Below are 22,710 nucleotides of genomic sequence, written 5' to 3'. Positions count from 1 at the left end.
TACATGATATTTCAATCACTTGGGTAATGACGCAACAGACATATTCGTCGTGACGTCACTACCAGTTGTTTTTATACTAACCTTGTATTTTCTTTTTGTCAACTAGCTTTTCTGTCTTTTTGCTTCTTAATTGTTAAATCCCGTTAAATTACGCAACATTTGTATTGCTGTCAAGCGCTTGCTGGGCCTTTTCATTGGCTTGTTTACAACGCAGCCAATAGGCGGAGTAAGCACTGATTACACCAGCGAAGGCAACGTAGGCACAGAGCCAGTAAATATTGCCATAGGCTAATAGTGCTGTGGCAATGATCGGAGTTAGACCACTGGCAAAGATACCGGAAAATTGGTAAACGAAGGAAATACCTGTATAGCGCACCTTAGCATCAAACAAATCGGAGAACAATGCAGCCTCCGGCCCATAGACCATCGCGTAAAAGATACCAAAGGGTATGATGATGGATAACCAGATTATTGTTGTGCTGCCACCACTTGCATTCATTAACCAAAAGGCTGGGAAAGCTGAAAAACCAACGATTAAGCTGCCGTATAAGTAAAGTGTGGTTCTACCCATGCGGTCTGAGAGACGTCCAAAATAAGGAATGAAGATACACATAACCAGTGCTGCCACCATTACACCCATGAGGGCATCGGTGCGGTTAACGTTAAGGTGTGACGTAAGATAGCTGATTGAAAATACAGCAAAAACGTTAAAGACAACACCATCAATATAGCGAGCACCCATGCCAGCCATTACGTTACCAGTATAATTTTTCAACACTTCAACAATGGGAATCTTAACTTCGGCATTTTCATTTTTAACCTTTTGAAATTCCGGGCTCTCCATAATATGCAGACGAATGTACATGCCAACAAATACTAATAAAATACTAAGGATGAAGGCAACCCGCCAGCCCCAAGCCATAAACTGGGCATCGCTCAACATAAAGGATAACCCACCTACAACACCGGAAGCCAGAGTCAAGCCGATGGCCAGTCCCATTTGCGGTAAGCTAGCATAATAGCCCCGTTCGGACTCCGGTGCAGTTTCAAAGGTCATCAACACCGCACCACCCCATTCACCGCCTAAACCGATACCTTGAAATATCCTCATGGTTAATAAGAGGATGGGTGCCCAAATACCAATTTGTTCATAGGTGGGTATAAAACCAATTAATACGGTGGCACCCCCCATAATCATTAAGGTCAACACCAACATACTCTTACGGCCGATCTTGTCTCCAAAATGACCAAATATCACACCACCCAGGGGACGGGTAATAAAGCCAACAGCAAAGGTTGCATAGGCCAGCATGGTGGAAACCACTGGGTCATGCGAAGGAAAATACAATTTGTTAAAAACAATTCCGGCTATTACTCCGTATAAAAAGAAGTCGTACCACTCGATTGTAGCCCCAATGATACTGGCCTTTACGACTCGGCGCATCATCGTCTTGTCCGCCATGAAATTTCCCCCTAATCTTATTCAAATATTCTTGCTAATTAATTGGGATCCAAAGCTGTGGTTTTTTGTAAAAAGCTAAATTGTTTAGGGACTAAATTGATCATCATTTCACATAACGACATTGAATGAATTCTTATAATGCCTTTTCCCTTACCTCGCCTTGCCCCTCCTTTCAAAATCCCTAGAGTCCTTGTTCCTGTGATTACTAACACAATTGTTAAACGGTATATAGCGATGTTATAACGTCATCACGTACGTACCAGTTAAGTAAAATATATTACAATCTCCTTAAAATTGCAATGCTTTTTTTGTTGATTTTGTAAGCTGCATTGCATTTTTTTTGCCAAAAAAACCTGCCTCACCAAATATTCAGGAGAAACAGGTTTCCTTGACAAATAATTTTCGTCACAAGTCTTCGGCTAAACGGTCCGCATGCCTCTGGACATTTTTAAACTAAAAGCATATTTATCCGCACGATAAAAACTGTGATAGTATTCTACGGGGTTACCCAAAGTGTCCGTTATCACCCTTTGTGCAACTAATATACAAGCATTGTCCGGTATCTCCAATAGAGCGGCATCTTCTGTACTCGGTCTCTCTGCCAGGATCCTCTGCTCTGCGTTTGATAAACTAACTCCTTCTGATTCCAATTTCTCATATAAAGCAATTTGGTTTAGGTCATATTTTTTTAAGATTAAACCTATTTTTAAAGGATAGTAATGTCTCTCGATGGCTACCGGTTCGTCATCTGCAAATCTTAACCGTTTGATGTAATAATATTCTTCCACACAGAGAGTTTCTGCTATTTCCTCGTTAGAGCCTACTCCTTGAGATAGCAATTTAGCACCTGGTTTCATACCCATTCGGTTGATCGTTTCTGTAAAGCTGCTTAAATACCCTAACCATTCATTAATGGGATGGGAACGATTGATAAAGGTACCTTTCCCGTGAATCTTTTCTAATACCCCTTCGCGAACCAATGAAGCTACTGCTTCTCGCACAGTAGTACGGCTTACCGAATATTGGTCCATTAGCTCTCTTTCACTGGGTATTTTTTCCTCATAAATGCCTTGGGTAATGTCCTTTAATAAAATTTCCTTTAATTGTATATGCAAGGGTACGGGGTTACTGCTGTTTAACGCCACTAAATTCACGCTCCTGCCCAATTTTCTTGAATTTTCGACACTTGTGAATCTTTATCCTTTTTTACTTTCAAAAAGTATAAAACTATTGCTTATTTTTTTTGTCAGATATATGATAAATAGCAAGATGTGGTACGGACATCATAACATCTCCCGGCCACCTTTAGCAAATAGCTCTTACCCTTCCCTGTCCTTATGTTCCTGTGAGTACTTACACATGGTTAAAAAACACGATCGAAAGGAGACTCAAATCATGAAAATAATCGATTTTCGTTTTAGACCCAATACCCCGGATGTTATGGCCATTGGAGAGAGCAAAATGTTTAAAGCCCTGTGCGATTCCATTGGGTTCTCGAATACAAAGACCCAGGCATTAGAAGAAATTGTCGAGGAATTAAATGAAAATGGCGTTGACAAGTCGGTTATCCTCGGCAGAGATGCCGAAACCACCTATCAATGGAAAGGGAGCAATGATGGCGTAGCCAATATGGTTCATCAATTTCCTGATAAATTTATTGGTTTTGCCGGGCTAGATCCCCATAAAGGCATGGCCGCCATTCGGGAGCTTAATCGTTCGGTACAGGAGCTAGGCTTAAAAGGAGCCTCCATCGACCCTTATCTGGCTAAAATTTATGTAAATGATGCCAAATATTATCCCATCTATGCTAAGTGTTGTGAATTAGACATTCCGATTGTCATCACCACTGGCCCCGCCTCCCTTGTGCCTGATGCAGTCATTGATCATGTAGCCCCCCGGTATATTGATTTTGTTGCTCGGGATTTCCCAGAACTGACCATTATTGTCAGCCACGGAGCCTACCCCTGGGTCAATGAGATGATTACTGTGGCCCAAAGAAACAACAACGTGTATTTCGACATGTCTGAATACGAATTCTTCCCTATGTCCGAATTTTATGTACAGGGAGCGAACACTATTATTAGCGATAAATTACTCTTTGCCAGTGCCCACCCCTTTATCAATTTCAAAGACGCTATCAAAAGCTACGAAAAACTACCCTTTACCGCTGAAGTCCGGGAAAAGGTTATGTACAAAAATGCAGCCCGTATCTTAAAACTGACATAGGATAAATTTTTTCAGAAAACAAGCAAAAAGGAATCCTCTATCACCTTAGAAGGTGATGCAGGATTCCTTTTTGCTTCTCTTAACCATCTGCCAGATTACTTAATTTAAATATCTCATCGATATCCTTTTCCTCCGGAATTTTTGCAGAATTCACTAGATTTTTCGTTTTCATGATTTTACCAACAAAGTTTTTCTGTTCTGCACGGGTAAGTTTCAAGTCGACATTGGGCAGCACCCTTGTTAGAAGTTCCCCTACCTCCGAAAGGTTATGGCATCCCATTGCCTTTACCACCTGACCAACCCTTTCCGGACAATCCTGTTCTATAAAGTCCAGTGCTGCTTTCAGTACCATGCCATTGGCCAAACCATGGGGTAGGTTTTTGTAATAAGTTAAGGGGTAACCCATGGCATGAACAATATTGGTTCCGGTTTGGGCAATGACTATACCAGCCAACATCGAGGCATAAAGAAGTTCCTCCCGCTGCGCCAGAGAAATATGATCCGGTTCCATGGTTTGGAGCAGCTTACCCAGCATACCAATACTTTCTAATGCCAACATATCGGATAACACTGTGGCTCGCTTATTTAAATAACCTTCAATACTATGGGAAAGTGCATCAACCGCCGTATTAGCAGTGATTTGCCAGTTAAGCTTTAACATGTATCTGCCATCCAAAAAGGTCAGCTTCGCAAATAAATCTTCGCCGGCGATAGATATCTTTGTCTCAGCAGTATCCACTGTAAGAACAGCATAGGGTGTTACCTCACTGCCGGTACCGGCGGTGGTGGGTATGGCCACGAACGGCAGGGCTTTGACAGACCAATTTCTTTCTAGCAACTCCTCCGGACGGATCTCGTTAACCGCCAATACCGCCACTGCCTTTGCAGCATCCAGGGGACTGCCTCCCCCAATACCTACAATAAAGTCGGCAGCCATTTCCTTCGCCCTTTGCCCGCCCCGGAACACCGTGGCAAGGCCGGGGTTTTCTTCTACTTCATCAAATATTTCATATTGGATACCCTCTTTTTTAAGGGCGGTGATCACATCGGCCAAAGAGCCATTTTTTTTGGAGGAACTTCCCCCTGTTACAATCAAGGCCTTATTGCCCAAGGCTGCCAATTGCCCACTGTTTCGATCAACGCATTCAGATCCGGCAAATATTTTGGTTGGACAGTGAAAACTAAATTGCATCGTGATCCTCCTGAAATGTTATTCGCACCTTTTTAATTCTATCAATATTTTAACTCCCAGACCATATTGTTACGGATATAAACTTTAATTATTTTTAATTATTGAAGTTCAGCTAATATTTCCTTTCTTTTAAGTCATAATAGATGTAAGAATACACAAGCAGAGGTGCTGCAATGAAGGATAAAACAAGCAAATCCGTGATCTTATTTATGCTCATACTATCTCTTGTTTTTATTTCCGGTTGTCCCGGTAAGGAACCACAACCAAAGCCGGAAACCCAGAAAAAAATTAAAATCGGAGTCAGTTTAGCCTCCATGGAGTTTGACGGCAACAAAATTATTAAGAAATTTATGGAGGATCGCAGTAAAAAGGAAAAAATTCAACTAACCTGGCTGGATGCTAAGATGGACCCCTCCCAACAGGAAAAGGATGTTGATAAATTAATCCAACAAAAGGTCCAGGCAATCATCCTGCAAACTGTTGATCCCAAAGAGGGTGCCAAACTGGTAGACAAGATTGTCCAAGCTAAGATCAAGGTCATTGGCTTGGAAACACTCCCCTATAATGCACCACTGGATGGTTATGTAGCTGCCGATCATACCCGGGTTGGTGAATTACAGGCTAAATTCATTTTAAACCAGGTAAATGGTTCCGCCCAAAATACCCAAGGGCAGAGCCAGGGACAACAGGCAGGTGAAAATTCCCAACAGCAAGACCAACCAGCAATAAAATCCAATGTCAAAATTCTTGTCATCAAGGGCGATCCCCTGGACCCTGTGGCCAAGCTCATTGCTGACAGTGCCCGGGGGGTCTTGGAACAAAGCAAAAATGTAGAAAAGGTTACCGTTCAGGAACACCCTGAGGGTGACCCCGAACTGGCCCAAATGACCGTAATGAATACCCTCCAAGAGGGTTCCATCGATGCCATTATCGCCACAGACGATCGTTTGGCGGAAGCCGCTGTTAAGGCCTTAAAGGCTGAGAATAAAGCCAACACCGTCATAACCATTGGTGTGGGTGCTGATCAGAAGACATCCGAGGCACTGCTCAAAGGAGATCATGATGCCGAAATTGATATCATGCCAGAGCAGTTAGCCAATTTTACGTTGGATGCAGCCTTAGACCTGGCAAAAAAGGGTAATTGGAATAATGATACCATTATTCCAAATGGCAATTTTGATATCCCAGCCAAAATCATACCCGTACGCTTAATCGATAAGGAACAATCTCACCTCCTGTTGGCCCGCTGGGGTGATCTGAAAAAAGAAGAGAAAAAAGCCCAGGAAGAACAGGCCGGGCAGCAAGAACAAGAGCAAAACCAAGAACAACAAGGGTCTTCCGAATCCTCCGAGGGTAGCGGCTCAGATAAGGAAGCCGGTCAAGGTAGTAAAGGTGATAAAGGCGGCCAAGGAAAGAAAACCAAGGTAAAAATCGTCACCCAGGACGGTAAAGTGATGGAAGTGGAAGTAGACGGAGAAATTAAAAAAATCGAACAGGGTGAGGGTGGCGACGAGAAGGGCAAAGAAGGCGAAGAACAGGGTTCCCAAGGTGGGCAGTAGCTATTTAAAGGTCCCTTAAGTGATCGCTAACCATTTTACACAAAACAAAAACCCCTGTAGATACTGACCCTACAGGGGTTATCCATTCAATTACTGCAATGCTCTTTCCAATATCTTATTCATTCTTTGTACAATCCCCCGGGGGTCGACAATCAAGCCAGCAGAAATTAGAGCATTGTCAAATAGTTGCTCCGCAGCCATTTTAGCAAAATTTTCATCCTGCTGTTTGAGATTGCTTAACCGTTGGATCATGGGGTGATAGGGGTTAATTTCTAAAACCTTGGGTCCGACCGTATTTAAATCCTGATTTGCCATTTGCATCATTCTGTGCATGCTGCTGGTAAATTGGTCAGCATTTAAAACAATGGCGGGGCTATCTGAAAGACGTTTTGACCCTTTGACTTCACGAACCTTTTCCCCCAGTACGTCCTTTAACCACTGGCTTAGGGCTTCGATTTGATCAGCTTCAAGGGACTCCCCCTGTTGCTCAGCTTCGGGCAATTCAAGGTCTGCTGAATCCAGTGAACAAAGCTTTTTTCCTTCATATTCGCCCAATTGGCTTAATACATAATCCTCCACCGCCTCATGGGTGTAAAGGACTTCAATGTCCCGGTGGCGGAAGGCTTCCAGATAGGGACTGGCTTCAATTACCTCTTTGGTGGGACCATTGATGAAGTAGATACTGTTTTGATCTTCTTTCATCCTGTCTATATATTGCTGCAGGGAGACCAACTGACCTTCCTCTGCCTTCGATGAACCAAATCTTAAAAGCTTGACCAATTCCTTGCGATGGGTATAATCCGTGGTTGCCCCTTCACGGATAAACATACCAAAGTTTTGCCAGAAGTCCTTGTATCTTTCTGGTTCTGTTTTAGCCTGTTGGTTTAAAAACTTAATAATGCGTCCGGTAAGAATTTTACTAAGCTTTGCCATCAGGGCACTATCCTGCATGGTTTCTCTGGAAATATTTAAAGGGATTTCCTCACTATCCACCACGCCCCTGACAAAACGCAACCACTCCGGTAAAATATCCTTGGCCTGTTGTTGAATAAGAACCTTCCTACAATATAGATGAACACCCGGTTCCAGGCGCCCAAAGCCAAAGCGTTCAAAATTATCCTTGGGGAAAAACAACAGGGCATTCATGGTCAGGGGAGCATCCACTGAAAAATGCAGTTTTAATAAAGGTTCCTCATAGGCATTGGCCACATATTTGTAAAACTCCGTATACTCTTCCTCGGTAACTTCATTTTTATTTTTTGTCCAGATGGCTTGTACCGTATTAACCTTTTCGCCGTTTACTGTAATGGGAAAGGGCACAAAGCCAGAATATTGTTTGATAATCCTCTTGATGACATCCTCTTTGGCAAACTCCTGGGCATCCTCTTTGAGGTGCAGGGTTATCTTGGTTCCTCGTTGCAGCCCCTCTTTCGTATGGATGGTATAACTTCCGATCCCTTCTGATTCCCAGATCGTGCCCTCTGCATCAGGTTGGTAGGAAAGGGTCTCTACGGTAACCCGATCTGCCACCATAAAGGCAGCATAGAACCCTACCCCAAACTGGCCAATCAGGTTGATATCCCTTTGCTCCCCTTCGGCAAGGTATTTGATAAAGGCCTTTGATCCAGAATGAGCAATGGTCCCCAAATTTTCAATTAACTCCTGCCGTGTCATACCGATACCACTATCTTCGATGGTCAAGGTATGCCCTTGATCGTCTAATTTAATGGATATTTCCAGCGGCAATTCACCATTTCTTATTTCTTTATCCGTTATTTTACGGTAACGAATTTTTTCCAAGGCATCCGCGGCATTGGAGATAAGCTCCCGCAGAAAAATTTCCCTATCCGTATAAAGGGAATGAATGACAATGTTGAGAAGCTGTTTAACCTCGGCTTGAAACTCATGTACCTCGTGGTTGACCTGTTGCGTCATTTTTTTACCTCCTCCACTGATTTAGGGTAAAACATTCCCAATAAATAATATAGTTAGGCTCAATACATTTGTCAATATTATGTATGAATAACAAAAGAAGGAGACTTTTCAGACCTACATATTCTACACAGGTGACAACATTTTATTGACAATTCTTAATAACAGCAGTAATTTACCGTTAATCTAATCTTTTTGTTTTTTTCCTAGACAACCGTTTTTGTTTTTGTTATACTCTAAGATAATTAAACATTGTTTAAACGTGTTGTACAGTTTTTTCTGTGCAAGGATTTTGCTAACGGGGGGGGTAGCTCTTATTAGGGCTGCCCTTTTCTTGTTTGGAAGTTTTTCAAGGGCAGCCCAAACTTAAGTGTTTTTTAAGAGAAAAAAGATCAATTAGAATTTCACATTTTGGAGGTATGTCGTATGGAACAGAAGGGTCTCGGACAAGTGAAACGGCTGGGTTTCGGAGGAGCATTCAAAGCAAATTTTCTGGGTGACGCTCCGAACTGGTACAAAACAACTATTCTCGCTTTTCTGGTGTTGAACCCTATTTTATTGTTTACCGTCGGTAAGTACGTTACCGGTTGGGTATTGATTGCCGAATTTATTTTTACCCTTGCCATGGCACTAAAATGTTATCCGCTCCCTGCAGGTGGACTTCTTGCCGTCGAAGCCGTAGTGATCGGGCTTACTAATCCACAATCGATCTATCACGAAGTTCAATTGAACCTCCCGGTTATTCTGCTTCTAATGTTCATGGTTGCCGGGATCTATTTTATGAAAGACGGTCTTGTGTACCTGTTTTCCAAGATCCTTACCAAGGTACGCTCTAAAGTCGCCCTTGCATTCCTGTTCTCTATTATGGGTGCCGTTCTTTCCGCTTTTCTGGATGCGCTAACCGTAACGGCAGTGATTATCGCCGTGTCCTATGGGTTCTACAGTATCTTCCACAAGTTTGCTGCCATCGAAAAAGGCGAAAAGTATGATGTTAATAACGACCATATTATTGATGCCAAATATCAGGGAGACCTGGACCAATTCCGTGGTTTTCTACGCAATCTGATGATGCATGGTGCGGTGGGTACTGCGCTGGGCGGAGCAACAACACTGGTTGGTGAACCGCAGAACCTACTGATCGGCACCATTATGAAATGGGACTTTGTTAATTTCTTTTTAAATTGCGCCTCTGTTTCCATTCCGGTACTGATCGTAGGTCTTCTTACCTCCATGCTTCTTGAAATCACCAAGTTTTGGGGCTATGGCTATCAGCTTCCTGATTCTGTTCGAAAGGTTATGGAAGATGACGTAAAAGCCAAAGAAGCTGCGATGGATAATCGCGAGCGTGTACGCCTAATTATTATGGCGATAGCCGGCGTTGTGCTAATTTTCTCCCTGGCACTTCACTTGGCAGAAGTCGGTATTATTGGTTTAATGATTATTATCCTGCTTACAGCTTTCAACGGGGTTATTGAAGAAGGGCGCATCGGTCATGCCTTTGAAGAAGCACTGCCCTTTACAGCACTGCTGATCGTATTTTTCTCCATTGTTGCGGTTATTCATGACCAGCATCTGTTTACGCCGATCATTCAGTGGGTACTGAATATGGACGGACAGAATCAACTTGTTGCTTTCTTTGCGGCAAACGGTGTTCTTTCTGCAATCAGTGACAACGTATTTGTTGCTACGATATATATGACTGAAACACAAAAGGCCTTTGAGGCTGGCGGCATTGCGCTGGATCATTACCAAAAGATGGCGGTTTCAATTAACATGGGTACAAACATCCCCTCCGTTGCTACACCAAACGGTCAGGCGGCGTTCCTGTTCCTGTTAACCTCTGCCCTTGCTCCGCTGATTCGCCTGTCTTACATGGAAATGGTAAAACTGGCTCTGCCATACACCATCGTTATGACTATTACAGGTTTGTTGGCAACCATGTACCTGCTGTAGTCAAAAGGTAACACCAAGGGGTCAGGCTTTGAATCATTCACTTATCAGCATTGCTGCAAATAAGTGAATGATTCAAAGCCTGACCCCTCTTACATTTACAGTATGTTTTTAAGATTGACCGTCTCCTTCTCTGGTAGGTGCAGGATCATTAGTTTTAACTCCGAAAGACTTCCCATCGATAGAGCCCTATTTTTTGCTGCAACATACTCTTTTAATTTAGCCAAGGAAAATTCTATATTATCGATTTCCTGATGATCCAATACCACTGGCCACCAAGATCCAATCTCCTGCCACTGTTTTTCCAAATGCTCCACCTTTCCAGAGGCTTCCTGCCAGTTACCCCGTTCAACTTCCTTTGTCAACACTTGAATGCTCTGGCATAAATCCTGAGACGCAACCTCCAATGAATGGTTAACCCACAAACCTAAGCCAATTGCCAAAGCAACTGCAATCGATAATATAATTAATTGCTTCATGCCCTACCTCACATCCAAAAAAGTTCTAGGCCCTTTGATTCTTGAGCTGATAAAACAAATTGCCCTGGGTATCTAAACTTGCTAATAGTACCTGCTTTAGGTCATGAATACCAAATTTACTAAGTTCACTGCTTAACCATTGTTCAGAAAGATTTATTTTATCAAGATTATGTACAATAACATAACCATCAATAATTAAAGAGATGGGTATTCCCTCGTAATCCGTAGGAATATTAAGATCCGCAGGGTTAATTGGTCTTTTTTGGGATTTTGGAATAACACTGATCTCTCCGCTTGTTTCCAGGATCGCGAATTCCACGTCGGCAATATCGGGAAAATTTTTTGTCCTTAATTGTTCCAATAAATCATTTATGTTGTAACGCAATTTATATAGCTCTTGTTCCATGACTTTGCCATTTTCAATTAAAATACTTGGTCCGCCGCAGATGAACCCACGAAGTCTCTGACTTTTTAATAATGTATAAGAAATAAGCACCTCTAAAAATGCCAAGGTGATGATGGCTATAATGCCAATTACCAGCGGAAATCGGTTATCAGCCATTGGTAAAGAGGCCAACTCTGCCAACATAATAATAATGACCAATTCATATGGTTGAAGTTTACCAATTTGCCTTTTACCCATAATCCGCAGAGCAACTACCACTAGGGTAAATAAAATTAAAGTTCGTATCATAACAAGAATCAACTAAGAACACCCCAATGTAAATGTCAATCCTCTTTAATTATCCCTAAAAATAATTAATTTATACAAATTATTATTTGCCTCAGGAGAATAGATCGTTTTTTTATCGGGCAACTTAAACTCAGAATATTGAAAGGAGGAATTTGACATGACAGTAGCTTCACAAGTAAAACAAACCTTTGCCAGCTTAAAAAGTGCCCAATCAAATTTCGAGTCCTTTGCTCTCAACACCCAAAATCAGCAGGCTAAGGATTTGTATACCCAGGCGGCCCAACAAACCCAATCAATTATAGACAGCCTAGAACCAAGGGTGCAACAAATCGAACAGGAAGAACCACAATACAAAGGCTTTTAATATACAAAAACCGGGTCCTGGATCCGGTTTTTGTATATAAACTGCCTCCATTACGAAAGATATTTAGGTGGGGTGATTGAAGTGACCGTAGCTGCCCAGGTAAAGCAAACCCTTGCCAGTTTAAAGGGAACCCAGGCAACCTTAGAGGTATTTCATCGTATCGAACAAGACGAAGCGAATATAAAGTTGCTGCAAAATAATTCCCAGCGCATCCATGAAATTATTGAAAGACTTGAAAATAGAGTAAAAATACTTGAATTTGAGGAACCACAGTACAAGGGTTTATAAAAACCGATAAGGGGAATTGAATCATGCCAGATTGGTTAATCATAGGACTTCGCTCCCTGGGGATCTTTGCCTTAACTCTGCTAGTTGTTCGGATCATGGGCAAAAGGCAGACTTCCCATCTCACTTTTTTTGATCGAATAACCGCCATTGTCATTGGTGTACTTGCTGCTGCTACTTCCCTTAATCTTACCAATGGTTTGATAAATGGTTTAGCGGCACTGGCTGTATGGATATTGTTACCGATTTTTCTTTTTTGGCTGGCCCTTAAATACAAAACAGTCCGAGATATTTTGTTGGGCAAAGAAACGATCCTGATCAATCACGGCAAGGTATTGGAAGATAAACTTAAAGAGGTTCGTTTCACCCCTGAAGATCTACTTAGTCATCTGCGCAGAAATAATGCTTTTAAAGTTGCCGATGTGGAGTTTGCCATGTTGGAACCAAGTGGAGATGTCAGCGTACTTTTGAAAAAGGGAAACCAACCGGTCACTGCCTCTACGATTGGTTTGCAAGTTAACCATGAAAGTGTACCTCAAACGGTGATGCTAGACGGGGTTGTCATGGATGAACCCCTTACAGCAATGGGCCTCAATCGAAACTGGCTGCATACAGAACTAGAGAAAGCGGGAGTTGCACCGGAAAATGTATTTATTGCCCAGGTGGACTCCTTGGGGCAACTCTATTTAGATTTATTTGATGATGCCGCCCAAGTGCCACAACCCAAAACGAAGGACTTGGTTTATGCTACTCTCAAGAAATGCCAGGCTGACTGTGAACTGTATGCCCTCGGTACGAAGGCGGCCTCTGCCAAAAAAAACTATAGCCAGTGTGCAGCAGAACTGGATCAAATCATTTCGGAATTAAAGCCTTTGCTTAAAAGGTAAGGGGTGAAAATACATGTCAAATAAAAAGAAGAAAAAATTAACCCCCACCCAACAGGAATATCAAGCCTTTGCTAAAGCAAGGGAGCCAAAACGCCCGGTACTGACCAACGTATTGAGGGCCTTCCTGGTGGGGGGACTAATCTGTTTAGTTGGTCAGGGAATCCAGGATATCTTTATCTGGAATTTTGATTTTACAGAGAAAACTGCCGGAGGCCCCACTGCTGCTGTTTTAATCTTACTATCTGTTATTCTTACCTCCCTGGGAATCTATGATCATATTGCTCAATGGGCAGGTGCCGGTACCGCTGTGCCGGTAACAGGCTTTGCCAATTCCATCGCCTCCGCCGCCATCGAGCACCGCACGGAGGGACTGGTCCTCGGTGTGGGGGGAAACATGTTTAAATTAGCCGGATCTGTTATTGTTTTTGGCGTCTTTGCAGCATTTATCGTGGCACTAATTAAAACCTCATTGAAAGCATTGGGGGTGGGTTAATGTTAAAGGGCCATCAAACCTGGGTATTCCCCAATAAACCCGCTATACTGGCTACTGGTACTGTGGTAGGTCCTTTCGAGGGCAACGGTCCTTTGGCCAATGATTATGACTTAATTCACGGTGACCTATGGGTGGGACAGGACAGCTATGAAAAGGCTGAAAAAAAAATGATGGAAGAGGCTTGTGAAATTGCCGTAAAAAAATCCGGACTGCAAAAGCAGGATATTCAGTTTTTCCTAGGCGGTGATTTATTAAACCAAATTATTTCCTGCAGCTTTGCAGCCCGTAGTTTGGCCGTCCCCTATCTAGGCTTATTTGGTGCCTGCTCTACCTCAATGGAAGGACTGGCCCTAGGTTCCCTGCTAATCGAAAGCAATGCAGCCAAATATTTGCTCTGTGGTACTGGCAGCCATAACGCCGCAGTGGAAAAACAATTTCGCTACCCAACGGAATATGGGAGTCAAAGACCTCCCACCGCCCAGTGGACTGTAACAGGGTCCGGCGCAGCCTTATTGAGTCACCAGGGAGATGGGCCCAGGGTGACTTCCGCTACCATCGGCAGAGTCGTTGATATGGGTCTAAGTGATCCCTTTAATATGGGTGCTGCCATGGCCCCGGCAGCGGTCGATACCATTACAGCACACTTGAGGGATCTTGGCATATCCCCCCAGGAATACGATTTAATTGCCACCGGAGATCTGGGACAGATAGGGCATACCATCGCCCGTGATTTGTTAATAAAACATGGACTAAAAATACCAGAGAAAATTTTTACTGATTGCGGCCTGCTGATCTACAGTAAAGATCAACCAGTGATCGCCGGGGGCAGCGGTTGTGGTTGTTCAGCTGTTGTCACTTATGGACACATTTTAAATCGGATGAAAAAGGGTGAATTAAAAAAGGTATTAATTGTTGCTACTGGTGCCCTGCTTTCGCCGTTATCTTACCAGCAGAAGGAAAGCATTCCCTGTATCGCCCATGCTGTTTCTCTGGAGCTGAATGTTTAGGGGGTATTACAAATGGAAGGGTATTTTTGGGCCTTTGTGGTAGGTGGCTTGATTTGTGTAGTGGGACAGTTACTGATGGATATAGGAAAATTGACCCCTGCTCACACCATGAGCCTATTAGTGGTGGCTGGTGCAATTTTAGACGGTTTAGGTCTCTATGAGCCTTTAATTGATTTTGCCGGTGCCGGTGCTACCGTTCCTATCACCAGTTTCGGCAACTCATTAGTCCACGGGGCCATGGCTGAGGCTGAAGCCACTGGACTTGTAGGCATTATAACCGGCATATTTGAAGTGACCAGTGCAGGCATTTCTGCCGCCATTATTTTTGGTTTTATGGCTGCACTTATTGTAAAACCTAAAGGATAGATAGAAAAGGTGATCAAATGAAAAAAGTCTTCACTTTCGTCCTATTGGGAATGATGATTCTTTCCCTGGGCTGTCAGATGCAATCCACTAAAAAGCCGGAACAGAAATCAGCTAAAAAGGAAAAATCCGTACAAATCGAACCGGAACTGGCTGAAAAAGCTAAAAAAGCCGCTTTAACAGTTAAAGGTGTAGAAGCCTCCACCGCAGTTGTTATTGATAAAAATATCTCAACCGGCATCAAAGTCAGTGGCTTTGATCGACTAAGGCTCGATTCAATAAAAAAAGAAGTTCATAGCAAGATGTCAGAAATCAACGATGAATACCAAATACATGTGACCTCCGATAAAAAGTTATTTAAGGAACTTCAAGAGATAGAAAAAAAAATCACGGAGAAAAACCTGCGCACCACCACTGAGCTGCATAAGAAAGTTGAAGGAATTAATAAAGACATGAATGGGTAATATTGGGGGTCAGGCCTTGAATAATTCAAGGCCTGACCCCTTATAGGCAGGAAATAGAGAAAGTTCGCAGAAGTTATAGTTAATACTAAACAAAAGGTCGGTGAGGGCGATGAAAATAGCTTTACAAAAGCATTATTACCGGTCGGCCCACGATATAATGGCGGATGATTTTGCAAATGAGATCGATAATCTCTTGTTGCAATCAACCAATGACATTCCTTCCCTCTCTCGGATTTACTATAACCACTTATTAAAGGAGCTTTTTAAAAATAACGGCTGGCAAAATAACCCCTCGCTTTTTCACGAACCAGTTAACCCCTTTGATAAGATTGAGCTGGTAAAAAACAACATTGGCCTAGAGATTGGCTTCCGACATGCGTCATTAACAGGGCATAATCTGTTAAAATTTCAGTTGTCTCCCGTACACAATTCCGATAAAATTGATATGGGTATTTTTGTGGTAACCACCCATAACTTCCAAAAACAAATGAGAAAAACCTTTGGTCAAAATTGGAGCGGGGCCATGACCTTTGAAAAAACCGATCGGTATTTACGAAACTTTAAAACAACCCTGCAAATACCTATTTTTTTAATCGGAATTGATGCTGCCTAATGCCCGTACCAACATGTACCGGGCATTCTTTATGTTTATAAGGCAAACGATAGAATGGAAAACATCAGAAGAGGCGATGGCATGAAGATAAAAATTATGATGGGCCAGATGGAAATAATACCGGGACATCCCGACATCAATACAGCAACCATATTAAAGATGATGGATGAAGCCCGCCATGCCCAGGTTGATCTGGTAATCCTACCGGAAATGTGTATTTCTGGCTACTTATTGGGGGATACCTGGGAACAACCAGCCTTTTTACGGGATTGTGAAAGCTACGGCCAAGATGTGATTAAGGCTTCTCAGGGCTTAACCGTGCTCTTTGGCAATGTGGGCATAGACTGGGGTAAAAAGGGTGACGACGGTAGAGTTCGCAAATATAATGGCTTTTTTGTGGCCCAAAACGGCAAACTTCTGGGCGAGGAAAATTTTCCTTATCCCTTTCGAATTAAAACCCTACAGCCTAACTACCGGCAATTCGATGATGAACGGCATTTTTACAGCCTACGGAAATTAGCCCAGGAATACAGCAAAGCTCCAGCAGAGCTATTAGAGCCGGTTTATCTTAACCTAAAGGGACAAAACTTAGCCTTGGGTTGTATGCTGTGTGAAGATGGGTGGAGTGAAGATTTTTATGCGCTAAAGCCCATGGCAACCCTGGCCGAAAAAAAACCACTGGATATGTTTATTAATATCTCCTGTTCCCCCTTTACCCTGGGAAAAAACGAAAAAAGAAACCGGATTTTCTCCCGCTTAGCCAAGCAATCTGGGGTTCCAATAATCTATGTAAATAACGTAGGTATCCAGAACAATGGCAAAACCATTTATACCTTTGATGGTTCCAGTACCGCCTATGATAAAAACGGTACGGTGATCTATCATTGTGCCGAACCATTTAAACAGAGTTCAGAGATATTTGAACTAAATTTAACCTCTGAGACCTTTCGTGGCGTTACCGAACAGGTACCAGCTAATCAAGAAGCAGGTTATATTTACCAATCCCTTAAATATGGCATTGAAAAATTTTCTTCTTCTATTGGTTTGAAAAAAGTAGTTATTGGTATCTCCGGCGGCATTGATTCTGCTCTTAATGCTGCCCTCTATGCAAATGCACTGGGTCCAGAAAATCTGCTATTGGTAAATATGCCTAGTAAATACAACTCCCAGACCACCAAAAATTTGGCCCGGCATCTGGCCGAAAACTTAAACTGCCTGTATACAGTAATACCGATACAAGAATCGGTGGACTATACGCTCAGCCAGTTGGAAAGCACCCCGATCATTAATCCAAATTCAGGCCAAACCAACTACCTAAGAATTAGCTCCTTTATGGCTGAAAACATCCAAGCGAGGGATCGTTCCGCCCGGATTTTAGCGGCAGTGGCTGCTGCATTTGGGGGCGGTTTCTCCTGTAATGCTAACAAAACGGAAACCACGGTAGGCTACTCCACCCTCTATGGAGATCAGGCAGGATTTCTAGCTGCCACTGCCGATTTATGGAAGTATCAGGTCTATGAGCTTGCCAATTATCTAAATCATCAGGTGTACCGGCGTGAAGTAATACCGCAGGGCATTATCGACATTGTGCCCAGTGCTGAATTAAGCTTTGAACAGGCCGTTGATGAAGGTAAAGGAGACCCGATCATCTACTCCTATCACGACTATCTCTTTCGCTCCTTCGTTCAATGGTGGGACAAGGCTACCCCTGAGGATATTTTGACCTGGTATGCAGAAGGGATACTGGAAGAAAAACTGGGCTGTGAGGCCGGACGGATTAATAAGGTCTTCCCCGCCGCGTCAGAATTTATTTCTGACCTAGAACGCTGGTGGAAACAATTTACCGGCATGGGTGTGGCCAAGCGCATTCAAGCCCCCCCTATCCTAGCCCTAAGTCCCAGGGCCTTCGGCTTTGACCACCGGGAAGCTCAGAACGGGGTTTATTTTACGAAAGGGTATTTGCAGTTGAAGGAAGAATTAATGAGGTTATAGCGTAAGGGGTCAGGGTTGCGGTAGTCATTATCAATAATGACTACCGCAACCCTGACCCCTTTATGCCTGTCACCTACTTGCAAAACTTATCTTTTTACCATATAGGTAAGCTGACATACCCTATTCGTCTCAAAATATCTCTGTATGTCGAAAAACATTCTTATTTTCATTTGCGTGAAAACATTTCAGTTTTTATAAATAGACCGATAATATAAGTATAGAGTATTTTTAAGGTGGTGCTTGCGCATGTTGTCTGGTAGCTTTCTGCCCGTTATATCCGGTACAATGCAAAACTATTTGAAAAATACCGAGCTTAAGATGAAGTTTGAACAGCAAAAGCAAAACCCTGCTATGCCCAAGGCTAACGAAGAAAAAACCGCCAAACAAAGGGAAATTGAAAAATTCCAAGAGGATTTGGCCAAAATTAACGAGGGAAACAAAACTGCCTCATTGGATATAAAACTTTGGGCGGGCGGCGAATTGACCGATGAAGAATTACAATATTTGAAACAAAAGAACCCAGAACTGTACCAAAGGGCCATGGACATCAAAGAGGAACGCCGAGCCTACAAAAAAGCACTTGAACGCTGCCGGACCAAGGAAGAGGTCGACCGGGTACATACCTCTAAAATTCTAGGATTTATGTCTGATGTTAAGATCATTCAATCCAATGCCGGTGCTTTCGGGGAAAAGTTGGTGGAGCAAATTAACTGCCGGATGGCTGGCATCTCATCCGAGCAGACAAAATTTATCAAATCCACAAAATATCGGGCATTGCCCACCGAACAAGAATTTAGGAAAGGCAAAAGAAAGAAAAAAGAACCTCCTGCGGTTTGTGAACAGAAAAATATTTCTTATTATAAAATCGTAAGAACACAATTAAAAAATAAACTGGCTGGGGGAAGATTAAATAAAATGATTGATTAGTTAGCAAAAATTGGCTTAGTTTTATGGAACGTTCGTGAATGTAAATATAAGTCCTGGGGGAAAAGAAAAGAGTGGAATATCATTCTTTTAGACAATTAAGAAAGACCCGTCGCAAAAATAGGGCGGGTCTTCCTCTTTCTCTTTAAACAGCTTGCTCGTTTTATTTCGCGGTGCTAAGGTCTACGGTAATTTGTTGCATCGTCCACTCCCCAGCGGTGACTCCCTTTGGCAAGCCTTCATTGGTAAAGTGGGTTTCCTTGCCGTTTTCATCAATGGACACACCGCCGCCCTTGGTAGGATACAGTTTCAAGGTCGGTGTAATCAACAGGGTTTTCGCTTTAGGATCAAGGGGTTTAAAGGTGATGCTATATTCCATTTCCGTTGTTTCAGCACCAACCTGGCCCTGCCCGCCATTCCCTTCATACTCATAGACATTGCCCAAATCGTCCTTGATCTTCCAATCCAACTGCACCGATCTGGACAGATTGTTGGGGCTGATCTCCGAGTAGTGCAGAATGGTATTAATGGGGGTTAGGGAGAGTTGCTTTGCGCTAACAGCCACATTCTGAACCCGATCCTGATTTTTCTCAATCATTACCTCTTTATAAGCCAAGGTTTTTAAAGCCACGCTGTAGTTCAGTCTACAGTCTATCGTCTTAATCTCTTGCTCGACTCTCCCTAAGCTACTTACCCCAGAAACACTCCAGCGGAAAGAGAGGGTATCCCGGGGCACCTTTTCGCCGGGAAATGAATAGTTGTTTTGCCCCACATAGACACCGGGACTAACCCTTCTTACCTGCGCGCCACCGGTCATGCCAGTGACACCCCTAACGTGGAGGTGATCCCGCACGTACAGTTCTTCGCCCAAGTCTTCTTTGGTTTTTATGGTATAGGTCAGGGCTAAGGTTCTGCCGTCATAGACCCCTTGGTTTAGTGTCAATTCGATACCATTATCTGCCTTTATCATATTGATGTCCAAAGCACTTTCTTGATACAAATCATAAACTCCCGTCCGCCCGCCATCTAAAAACCGGAAAATATCACCTACCACAGGAACTTCCTTGGCATGAACAGGAAAGGCCAGGCCAAAGCCTGAGATGCCCGCCAGCATAATCGTAATAGCGGCTACAGCCACCATGGCCTTGCTTTTTCTCCACCTCTTCTTCAACCCAACCGGCTGACTGGTTTGAGCAATCTTTTCTCTGACCATTTTTTTGACTCTCGCCTTTTCCAGCTCGTCTACCTCCGCCTCTGCCAACTCACTTGGGTCAATATTTATTTCATTAAAATATTCATAGATATCTTTCACTGGTTCATTCCCCCCTTCTCTAAAAACTCAAGACACCTTCTATCAGTTGTTTCTTGCTCCTGTAAATACGATTATCCACAGCGGATTTGGTTAGTCCCAATTTGCCGGATATCTCTTCTGCGGACATACCCCAAAGAAATTTCATAATGAAGATGCTGCGATCTGTAGCAGAAAAGGAGTTCAGCAGTTCTTTCATCTCCTTGGTGTTTTCTTTAAAAAGCACCTGCTCTTCGGCCGATGCCTGCGGCAGCAGCATGTCCAGGCTCTCCTGATCAGAAGCAGGAATTTCAACATATTTTCTTTCCCGGCGATAAAAATCAATGGCCTTGTATTTAGCGATGGCGCAGAGCCATTTGCGAAAATCCACTTCGCCTTCCCCCTTGAATTTTTCCGCATTATGCCAAAGGGCCAAGAAAACATCACTGATACATTCCTCTACCAGTTCCTGCCTTCTGAGAGGAAGCAGGACCTGTCTGACAATACCCTTCACCAAAGGAAAAAATTCATCCATGATCAACTCCAGGGCAGCTTCCTCTCTATTTTTCAAGCGCCTTATGTAATTTCCATTGCTATTCATGGTTCCCCCCCTTTCCTTGCAAAAGCTCTTACACTCTATACAACGAAGTTAACATCCGTTTTTCTCAAAATAAATTTAAAAAAACAACGGCAAGCAATCGAGCCGCTGTTTCTCTTTTTTGACATCCTTTTATTAATGGGGGATTTTTACGCTTTATCAAGAACCCTTTTCCTGGTTTTTGCGTCTTAACTAGTGAAAGGGGTTTGGTAAAATGCGCTATCTTAGTAAACAGCAGTATAAGTTTTTGCAAGAAGAACTAGCGTACAGCCGGGAGCAGGATGTCCTTAGCCAGGAAAAGACCGATAAAATCCTGGCTCTCTATGCCATAAAGCCCGGACTTGGTTTTGTACGGGTCATGTTAGTCATTGGAGCCGTACTGGTAGGATTGGGTATTCTTAGCTTCATAGCATCCAACTGGGATGAGTTGACCAAACTTGTTAAATATCTAATCATTGTTGGTATATTTCTTGGCTTTATCGCAGTCAGCTACTCTATGTCAGAGAAATATCCTAAGACATCCAGGAGCTTTCTCTACCTGGCACTAATCACCTATGGTGCCGGCATCTTTCTCATTGGTCAGATGTTTAATTTTGGCGGGCATTTTACACAAGCCTTTTTACTCTGGGCCATCGGGGTCTGTCCCGCTGCCCTGCTCTATAAAGATAAGCTTATTTTCCTCTTTACGCAATTTTTGCTGCTTATCTATACTCTCGGTTCTATTGATACAGCCGGATTTGCCTATGGTATTTTGTTACTGCCGGCCGGTTACTCTTTTGCCAGGGGTATCCCCTCTCACTCCATTACTTTATTTAATCATCTGCTTTCGATTGCCGCTGTTATTTATCTGGGAAAATTCTTTACGTTTGAACCGATTATGACGGTTCTTCTATTGTTTATCCTCGGCCAGGTCGCCTTTTATAAACTGCCGCCTATCTACAGATGGCAGGGAGCACTGCTCTTTTGCATCACTGGTTTCATGCTTACTCTCCCAGGCATCTGGGAGGTTGGGAAACTGGCTTCATTTAGTACGGAAATAAGTATTGCCTTTTCTATTGGCTACCTCCTCTACCTGCTCTGGCTCGTTAAAAAGGAATACTTGATACCTTTAATTTTTATTTGCGCCACTATTTTCCGCTATTACATTGACTTTACCTATGCTTTTATGTCCAAGTCCTTTGTCTTTATCAGCGGCGGCCTGCTACTCTTACTCTTTGGCTACTATATTGAGCACAGCAGAAGAAAGGGGGTGCGTTCATGAGAAAGTATCTTCTAATTGCTTTGTTACCGCTATTGATCCTACTTGGACTGACGGTTAAACCGGTGCTTACTTACACCCTGGGAGAGGAAATACTTCTTAAAACGCAGCCCGTTGACCCTTATGATTTATTCCGGGGCCGTCATATGGTGGTTGCTTATGAAATATCCTCGGTTGCCAGTAGTAAAATGCCGGGCGACTTTAATCCTGTTAATAACGAAGGCCCTTATAACAAAGCGGCAAAAAATTACCGGGAAAAAAAGCTTTATGCCGTTCTTAAAAAAGAGGGTTCCTATCACACGGTAGATCGCATTGTATCCGATAAACCGAAAGGTCTTCACCTTCCTTGCAGCTATCAGTATGTAGAGAGAATTGACAGCGAATATCGTGTTAGACTAGACTACCAGCTTGATAAATACTTCATCCCAGAGAACAGCAGCCCAGAACTGGAAGATGCCGCCAGAGAAGGTAAGGTTTCGGCCAAGGTCAAAGTTTATAATGGCTACCCGCTGTTGGTTGACTTAAGTAAATACTAAAAACTAGTCCAAACCAGAAAGGGGCTGTCGCAGTAAGATAGCTTGGAAAACAACAAAAGACGGCGACTGGCAAATGCCAGAAGCCGTCTTTTGTTGTAAAATATAGTTGTGAACAACACTTTACAGCCAGATTATACATTAACC

The 22,710-nt window shown here is 43.0% G+C and carries 23 protein-coding genes; 15 read left to right on the top strand and 8 right to left on the bottom strand.

Annotated features, from left to right (window positions below; genetic code table 11):
- Positions 1 to 148: 148 nt before the first annotated feature.
- Positions 149 to 1,462: an MFS transporter gene (locus V6C11_RS17840; RefSeq protein WP_333532555.1), complete on the bottom strand. Its 1,314-nt coding sequence runs from the start codon at positions 1,460 to 1,462 to the stop codon at positions 149 to 151.
- A 419-nt stretch (positions 1,463 to 1,881) separates the two neighbouring features.
- Positions 1,882 to 2,607, bottom strand: a complete 726-nt coding sequence (locus tag V6C11_RS17835) for a GntR family transcriptional regulator (protein ID WP_333532554.1) — start codon at positions 2,605 to 2,607, stop codon at positions 1,882 to 1,884.
- A gap of 250 nt (positions 2,608 to 2,857) precedes the next feature.
- Here V6C11_RS17835 and V6C11_RS17830 point away from each other — a divergent pair, with 250 nt between their 5' ends.
- The gene (locus tag V6C11_RS17830; protein ID WP_333532553.1) at positions 2,858 to 3,688 is read left to right on the top strand and encodes an amidohydrolase family protein; all 831 of its coding nucleotides are present in this window, start codon (positions 2,858 to 2,860) and stop codon (positions 3,686 to 3,688) included.
- A 79-nt stretch (positions 3,689 to 3,767) separates the two neighbouring features.
- Here the strand turns inward: V6C11_RS17830 and V6C11_RS17825 are convergent, their stop codons facing one another.
- On the bottom strand, positions 3,768 to 4,880 hold the full coding sequence (locus tag V6C11_RS17825; protein WP_333532552.1) for an iron-containing alcohol dehydrogenase family protein: 1,113 nt from the start codon (positions 4,878 to 4,880) through the stop codon (positions 3,768 to 3,770).
- Between the two features lie 173 nt (positions 4,881 to 5,053).
- Here V6C11_RS17825 and V6C11_RS17820 point away from each other — a divergent pair, with 173 nt between their 5' ends.
- Positions 5,054 to 6,439: a substrate-binding domain-containing protein gene (locus V6C11_RS17820; protein ID WP_333532551.1), complete on the top strand. Its 1,386-nt coding sequence runs from the start codon at positions 5,054 to 5,056 to the stop codon at positions 6,437 to 6,439.
- A gap of 90 nt (positions 6,440 to 6,529) precedes the next feature.
- On the opposite strand, the gene htpG is transcribed toward V6C11_RS17820, so the two are convergent.
- On the bottom strand, positions 6,530 to 8,374 hold the full coding sequence (gene htpG, locus V6C11_RS17815) for a molecular chaperone HtpG (protein WP_333532550.1): 1,845 nt from the start codon (positions 8,372 to 8,374) through the stop codon (positions 6,530 to 6,532).
- A gap of 423 nt (positions 8,375 to 8,797) precedes the next feature.
- Between htpG and nhaB the strand changes: the two genes are divergently transcribed.
- Positions 8,798 to 10,324, top strand: a complete 1,527-nt coding sequence (gene nhaB, locus V6C11_RS17810; protein ID WP_333532549.1) for a sodium/proton antiporter NhaB — start codon at positions 8,798 to 8,800, stop codon at positions 10,322 to 10,324.
- Between the two features lie 95 nt (positions 10,325 to 10,419).
- Here nhaB and V6C11_RS17805 read toward each other — a convergent pair whose 3' ends face one another.
- Entirely contained in the window at positions 10,420 to 10,800 is a 381-nt protein-coding gene (locus tag V6C11_RS17805) for a DUF4363 family protein (protein WP_333532548.1), read from the bottom strand.
- Positions 10,801 to 10,825: 25 nt separating this feature from the next.
- Positions 10,826 to 11,506 carry a DUF421 domain-containing protein gene (locus V6C11_RS17800; RefSeq protein ID WP_333532547.1) on the bottom strand — a complete coding sequence of 227 codons (681 nt, stop codon included), beginning with the start codon at positions 11,504 to 11,506 and terminating at the stop codon, positions 10,826 to 10,828.
- Positions 11,507 to 11,651: 145 nt separating this feature from the next.
- Between V6C11_RS17800 and V6C11_RS17795 the strand changes: the two genes are divergently transcribed.
- The 10 genes from V6C11_RS17795 to V6C11_RS17750 all read left to right on the top strand — a co-directional run bounded on the left by V6C11_RS17795 (position 11,652) and on the right by V6C11_RS17750 (position 18,889).
- Positions 11,652 to 11,858 carry a DUF1657 domain-containing protein gene (locus V6C11_RS17795; RefSeq protein WP_333532546.1) on the top strand — a complete coding sequence of 69 codons (207 nt, stop codon included), beginning with the start codon at positions 11,652 to 11,654 and terminating at the stop codon, positions 11,856 to 11,858.
- Between the two features lie 72 nt (positions 11,859 to 11,930).
- A complete protein-coding gene (locus V6C11_RS17790; protein ID WP_333532545.1) occupies positions 11,931 to 12,146 on the top strand; it encodes a DUF1657 domain-containing protein in 216 nt (71 codons plus the stop codon).
- 23 nt (positions 12,147 to 12,169) lie between these two features.
- On the top strand, positions 12,170 to 13,030 hold the full coding sequence (locus tag V6C11_RS17785; RefSeq protein WP_333532544.1) for a DUF421 domain-containing protein: 861 nt from the start codon (positions 12,170 to 12,172) through the stop codon (positions 13,028 to 13,030).
- A gap of 13 nt (positions 13,031 to 13,043) precedes the next feature.
- Positions 13,044 to 13,523: a stage V sporulation protein AC gene (gene spoVAC, locus V6C11_RS17780; RefSeq protein WP_333532543.1), complete on the top strand. Its 480-nt coding sequence runs from the start codon at positions 13,044 to 13,046 to the stop codon at positions 13,521 to 13,523.
- Positions 13,523 to 14,530, top strand: coding sequence for a stage V sporulation protein AD (gene spoVAD, locus V6C11_RS17775; protein WP_333532542.1), 1,008 nt, complete (start codon positions 13,523 to 13,525; stop codon positions 14,528 to 14,530). The genes spoVAC and spoVAD overlap by 1 nt, the downstream gene beginning before the upstream one ends.
- Before the next feature lie 12 nt (positions 14,531 to 14,542).
- The gene (gene spoVAE, locus V6C11_RS17770) at positions 14,543 to 14,896 is read left to right on the top strand and encodes a stage V sporulation protein AE (RefSeq protein ID WP_333532541.1); all 354 of its coding nucleotides are present in this window, start codon (positions 14,543 to 14,545) and stop codon (positions 14,894 to 14,896) included.
- Between the two features lie 17 nt (positions 14,897 to 14,913).
- Positions 14,914 to 15,357, top strand: coding sequence for a YhcN/YlaJ family sporulation lipoprotein (locus V6C11_RS17765; RefSeq protein WP_333532540.1), 444 nt, complete (start codon positions 14,914 to 14,916; stop codon positions 15,355 to 15,357).
- 109 nt (positions 15,358 to 15,466) lie between these two features.
- Positions 15,467 to 15,970 carry a BglII/BstYI family type II restriction endonuclease gene (locus V6C11_RS17760; protein ID WP_333532539.1) on the top strand — a complete coding sequence of 168 codons (504 nt, stop codon included), beginning with the start codon at positions 15,467 to 15,469 and terminating at the stop codon, positions 15,968 to 15,970.
- An 81-nt stretch (positions 15,971 to 16,051) separates the two neighbouring features.
- Positions 16,052 to 17,962 carry an NAD(+) synthase gene (gene nadE, locus V6C11_RS17755; RefSeq protein WP_333532538.1) on the top strand — a complete coding sequence of 637 codons (1,911 nt, stop codon included), beginning with the start codon at positions 16,052 to 16,054 and terminating at the stop codon, positions 17,960 to 17,962.
- Between the two features lie 246 nt (positions 17,963 to 18,208).
- A complete protein-coding gene (locus V6C11_RS17750; RefSeq protein ID WP_333532537.1) occupies positions 18,209 to 18,889 on the top strand; it encodes a hypothetical protein in 681 nt (226 codons plus the stop codon).
- 160 nt (positions 18,890 to 19,049) lie between these two features.
- Here the strand turns inward: V6C11_RS17750 and V6C11_RS17745 are convergent, their stop codons facing one another.
- Both V6C11_RS17745 and V6C11_RS17740 read right to left on the bottom strand, forming a co-directional pair.
- Positions 19,050 to 20,198, bottom strand: a complete 1,149-nt coding sequence (locus V6C11_RS17745) for a DUF4179 domain-containing protein (protein WP_333532536.1) — start codon at positions 20,196 to 20,198, stop codon at positions 19,050 to 19,052.
- A 19-nt stretch (positions 20,199 to 20,217) separates the two neighbouring features.
- Positions 20,218 to 20,775: a sigma-70 family RNA polymerase sigma factor gene (locus V6C11_RS17740; RefSeq protein WP_333532535.1), complete on the bottom strand. Its 558-nt coding sequence runs from the start codon at positions 20,773 to 20,775 to the stop codon at positions 20,218 to 20,220.
- A 211-nt stretch (positions 20,776 to 20,986) separates the two neighbouring features.
- On the opposite strand from V6C11_RS17740, the gene V6C11_RS17735 reads away from it, so the two are divergent.
- Positions 20,987 to 22,033, top strand: coding sequence for a DUF2157 domain-containing protein (locus tag V6C11_RS17735; RefSeq protein WP_333532534.1), 1,047 nt, complete (start codon positions 20,987 to 20,989; stop codon positions 22,031 to 22,033).
- On the top strand, positions 22,030 to 22,566 hold the full coding sequence (locus V6C11_RS17730; protein ID WP_333532533.1) for a GDYXXLXY domain-containing protein: 537 nt from the start codon (positions 22,030 to 22,032) through the stop codon (positions 22,564 to 22,566). Before V6C11_RS17735 ends, V6C11_RS17730 begins: the two co-directional genes overlap by 4 nt.
- Positions 22,567 to 22,710: the final 144 nt, after the last annotated feature.

Source organism: Desulfotomaculum sp. 1211_IL3151 (genome assembly GCF_036763075.1).
Taxonomy (GTDB): Bacteria; Bacillota; Desulfotomaculia; order Desulfotomaculales; family Desulfotomaculaceae; genus Desulfotomaculum.
The sequence above is the reverse complement of the archived record's forward strand: the minus strand, read 5'-3'. Positions and strand labels throughout refer to the sequence as shown.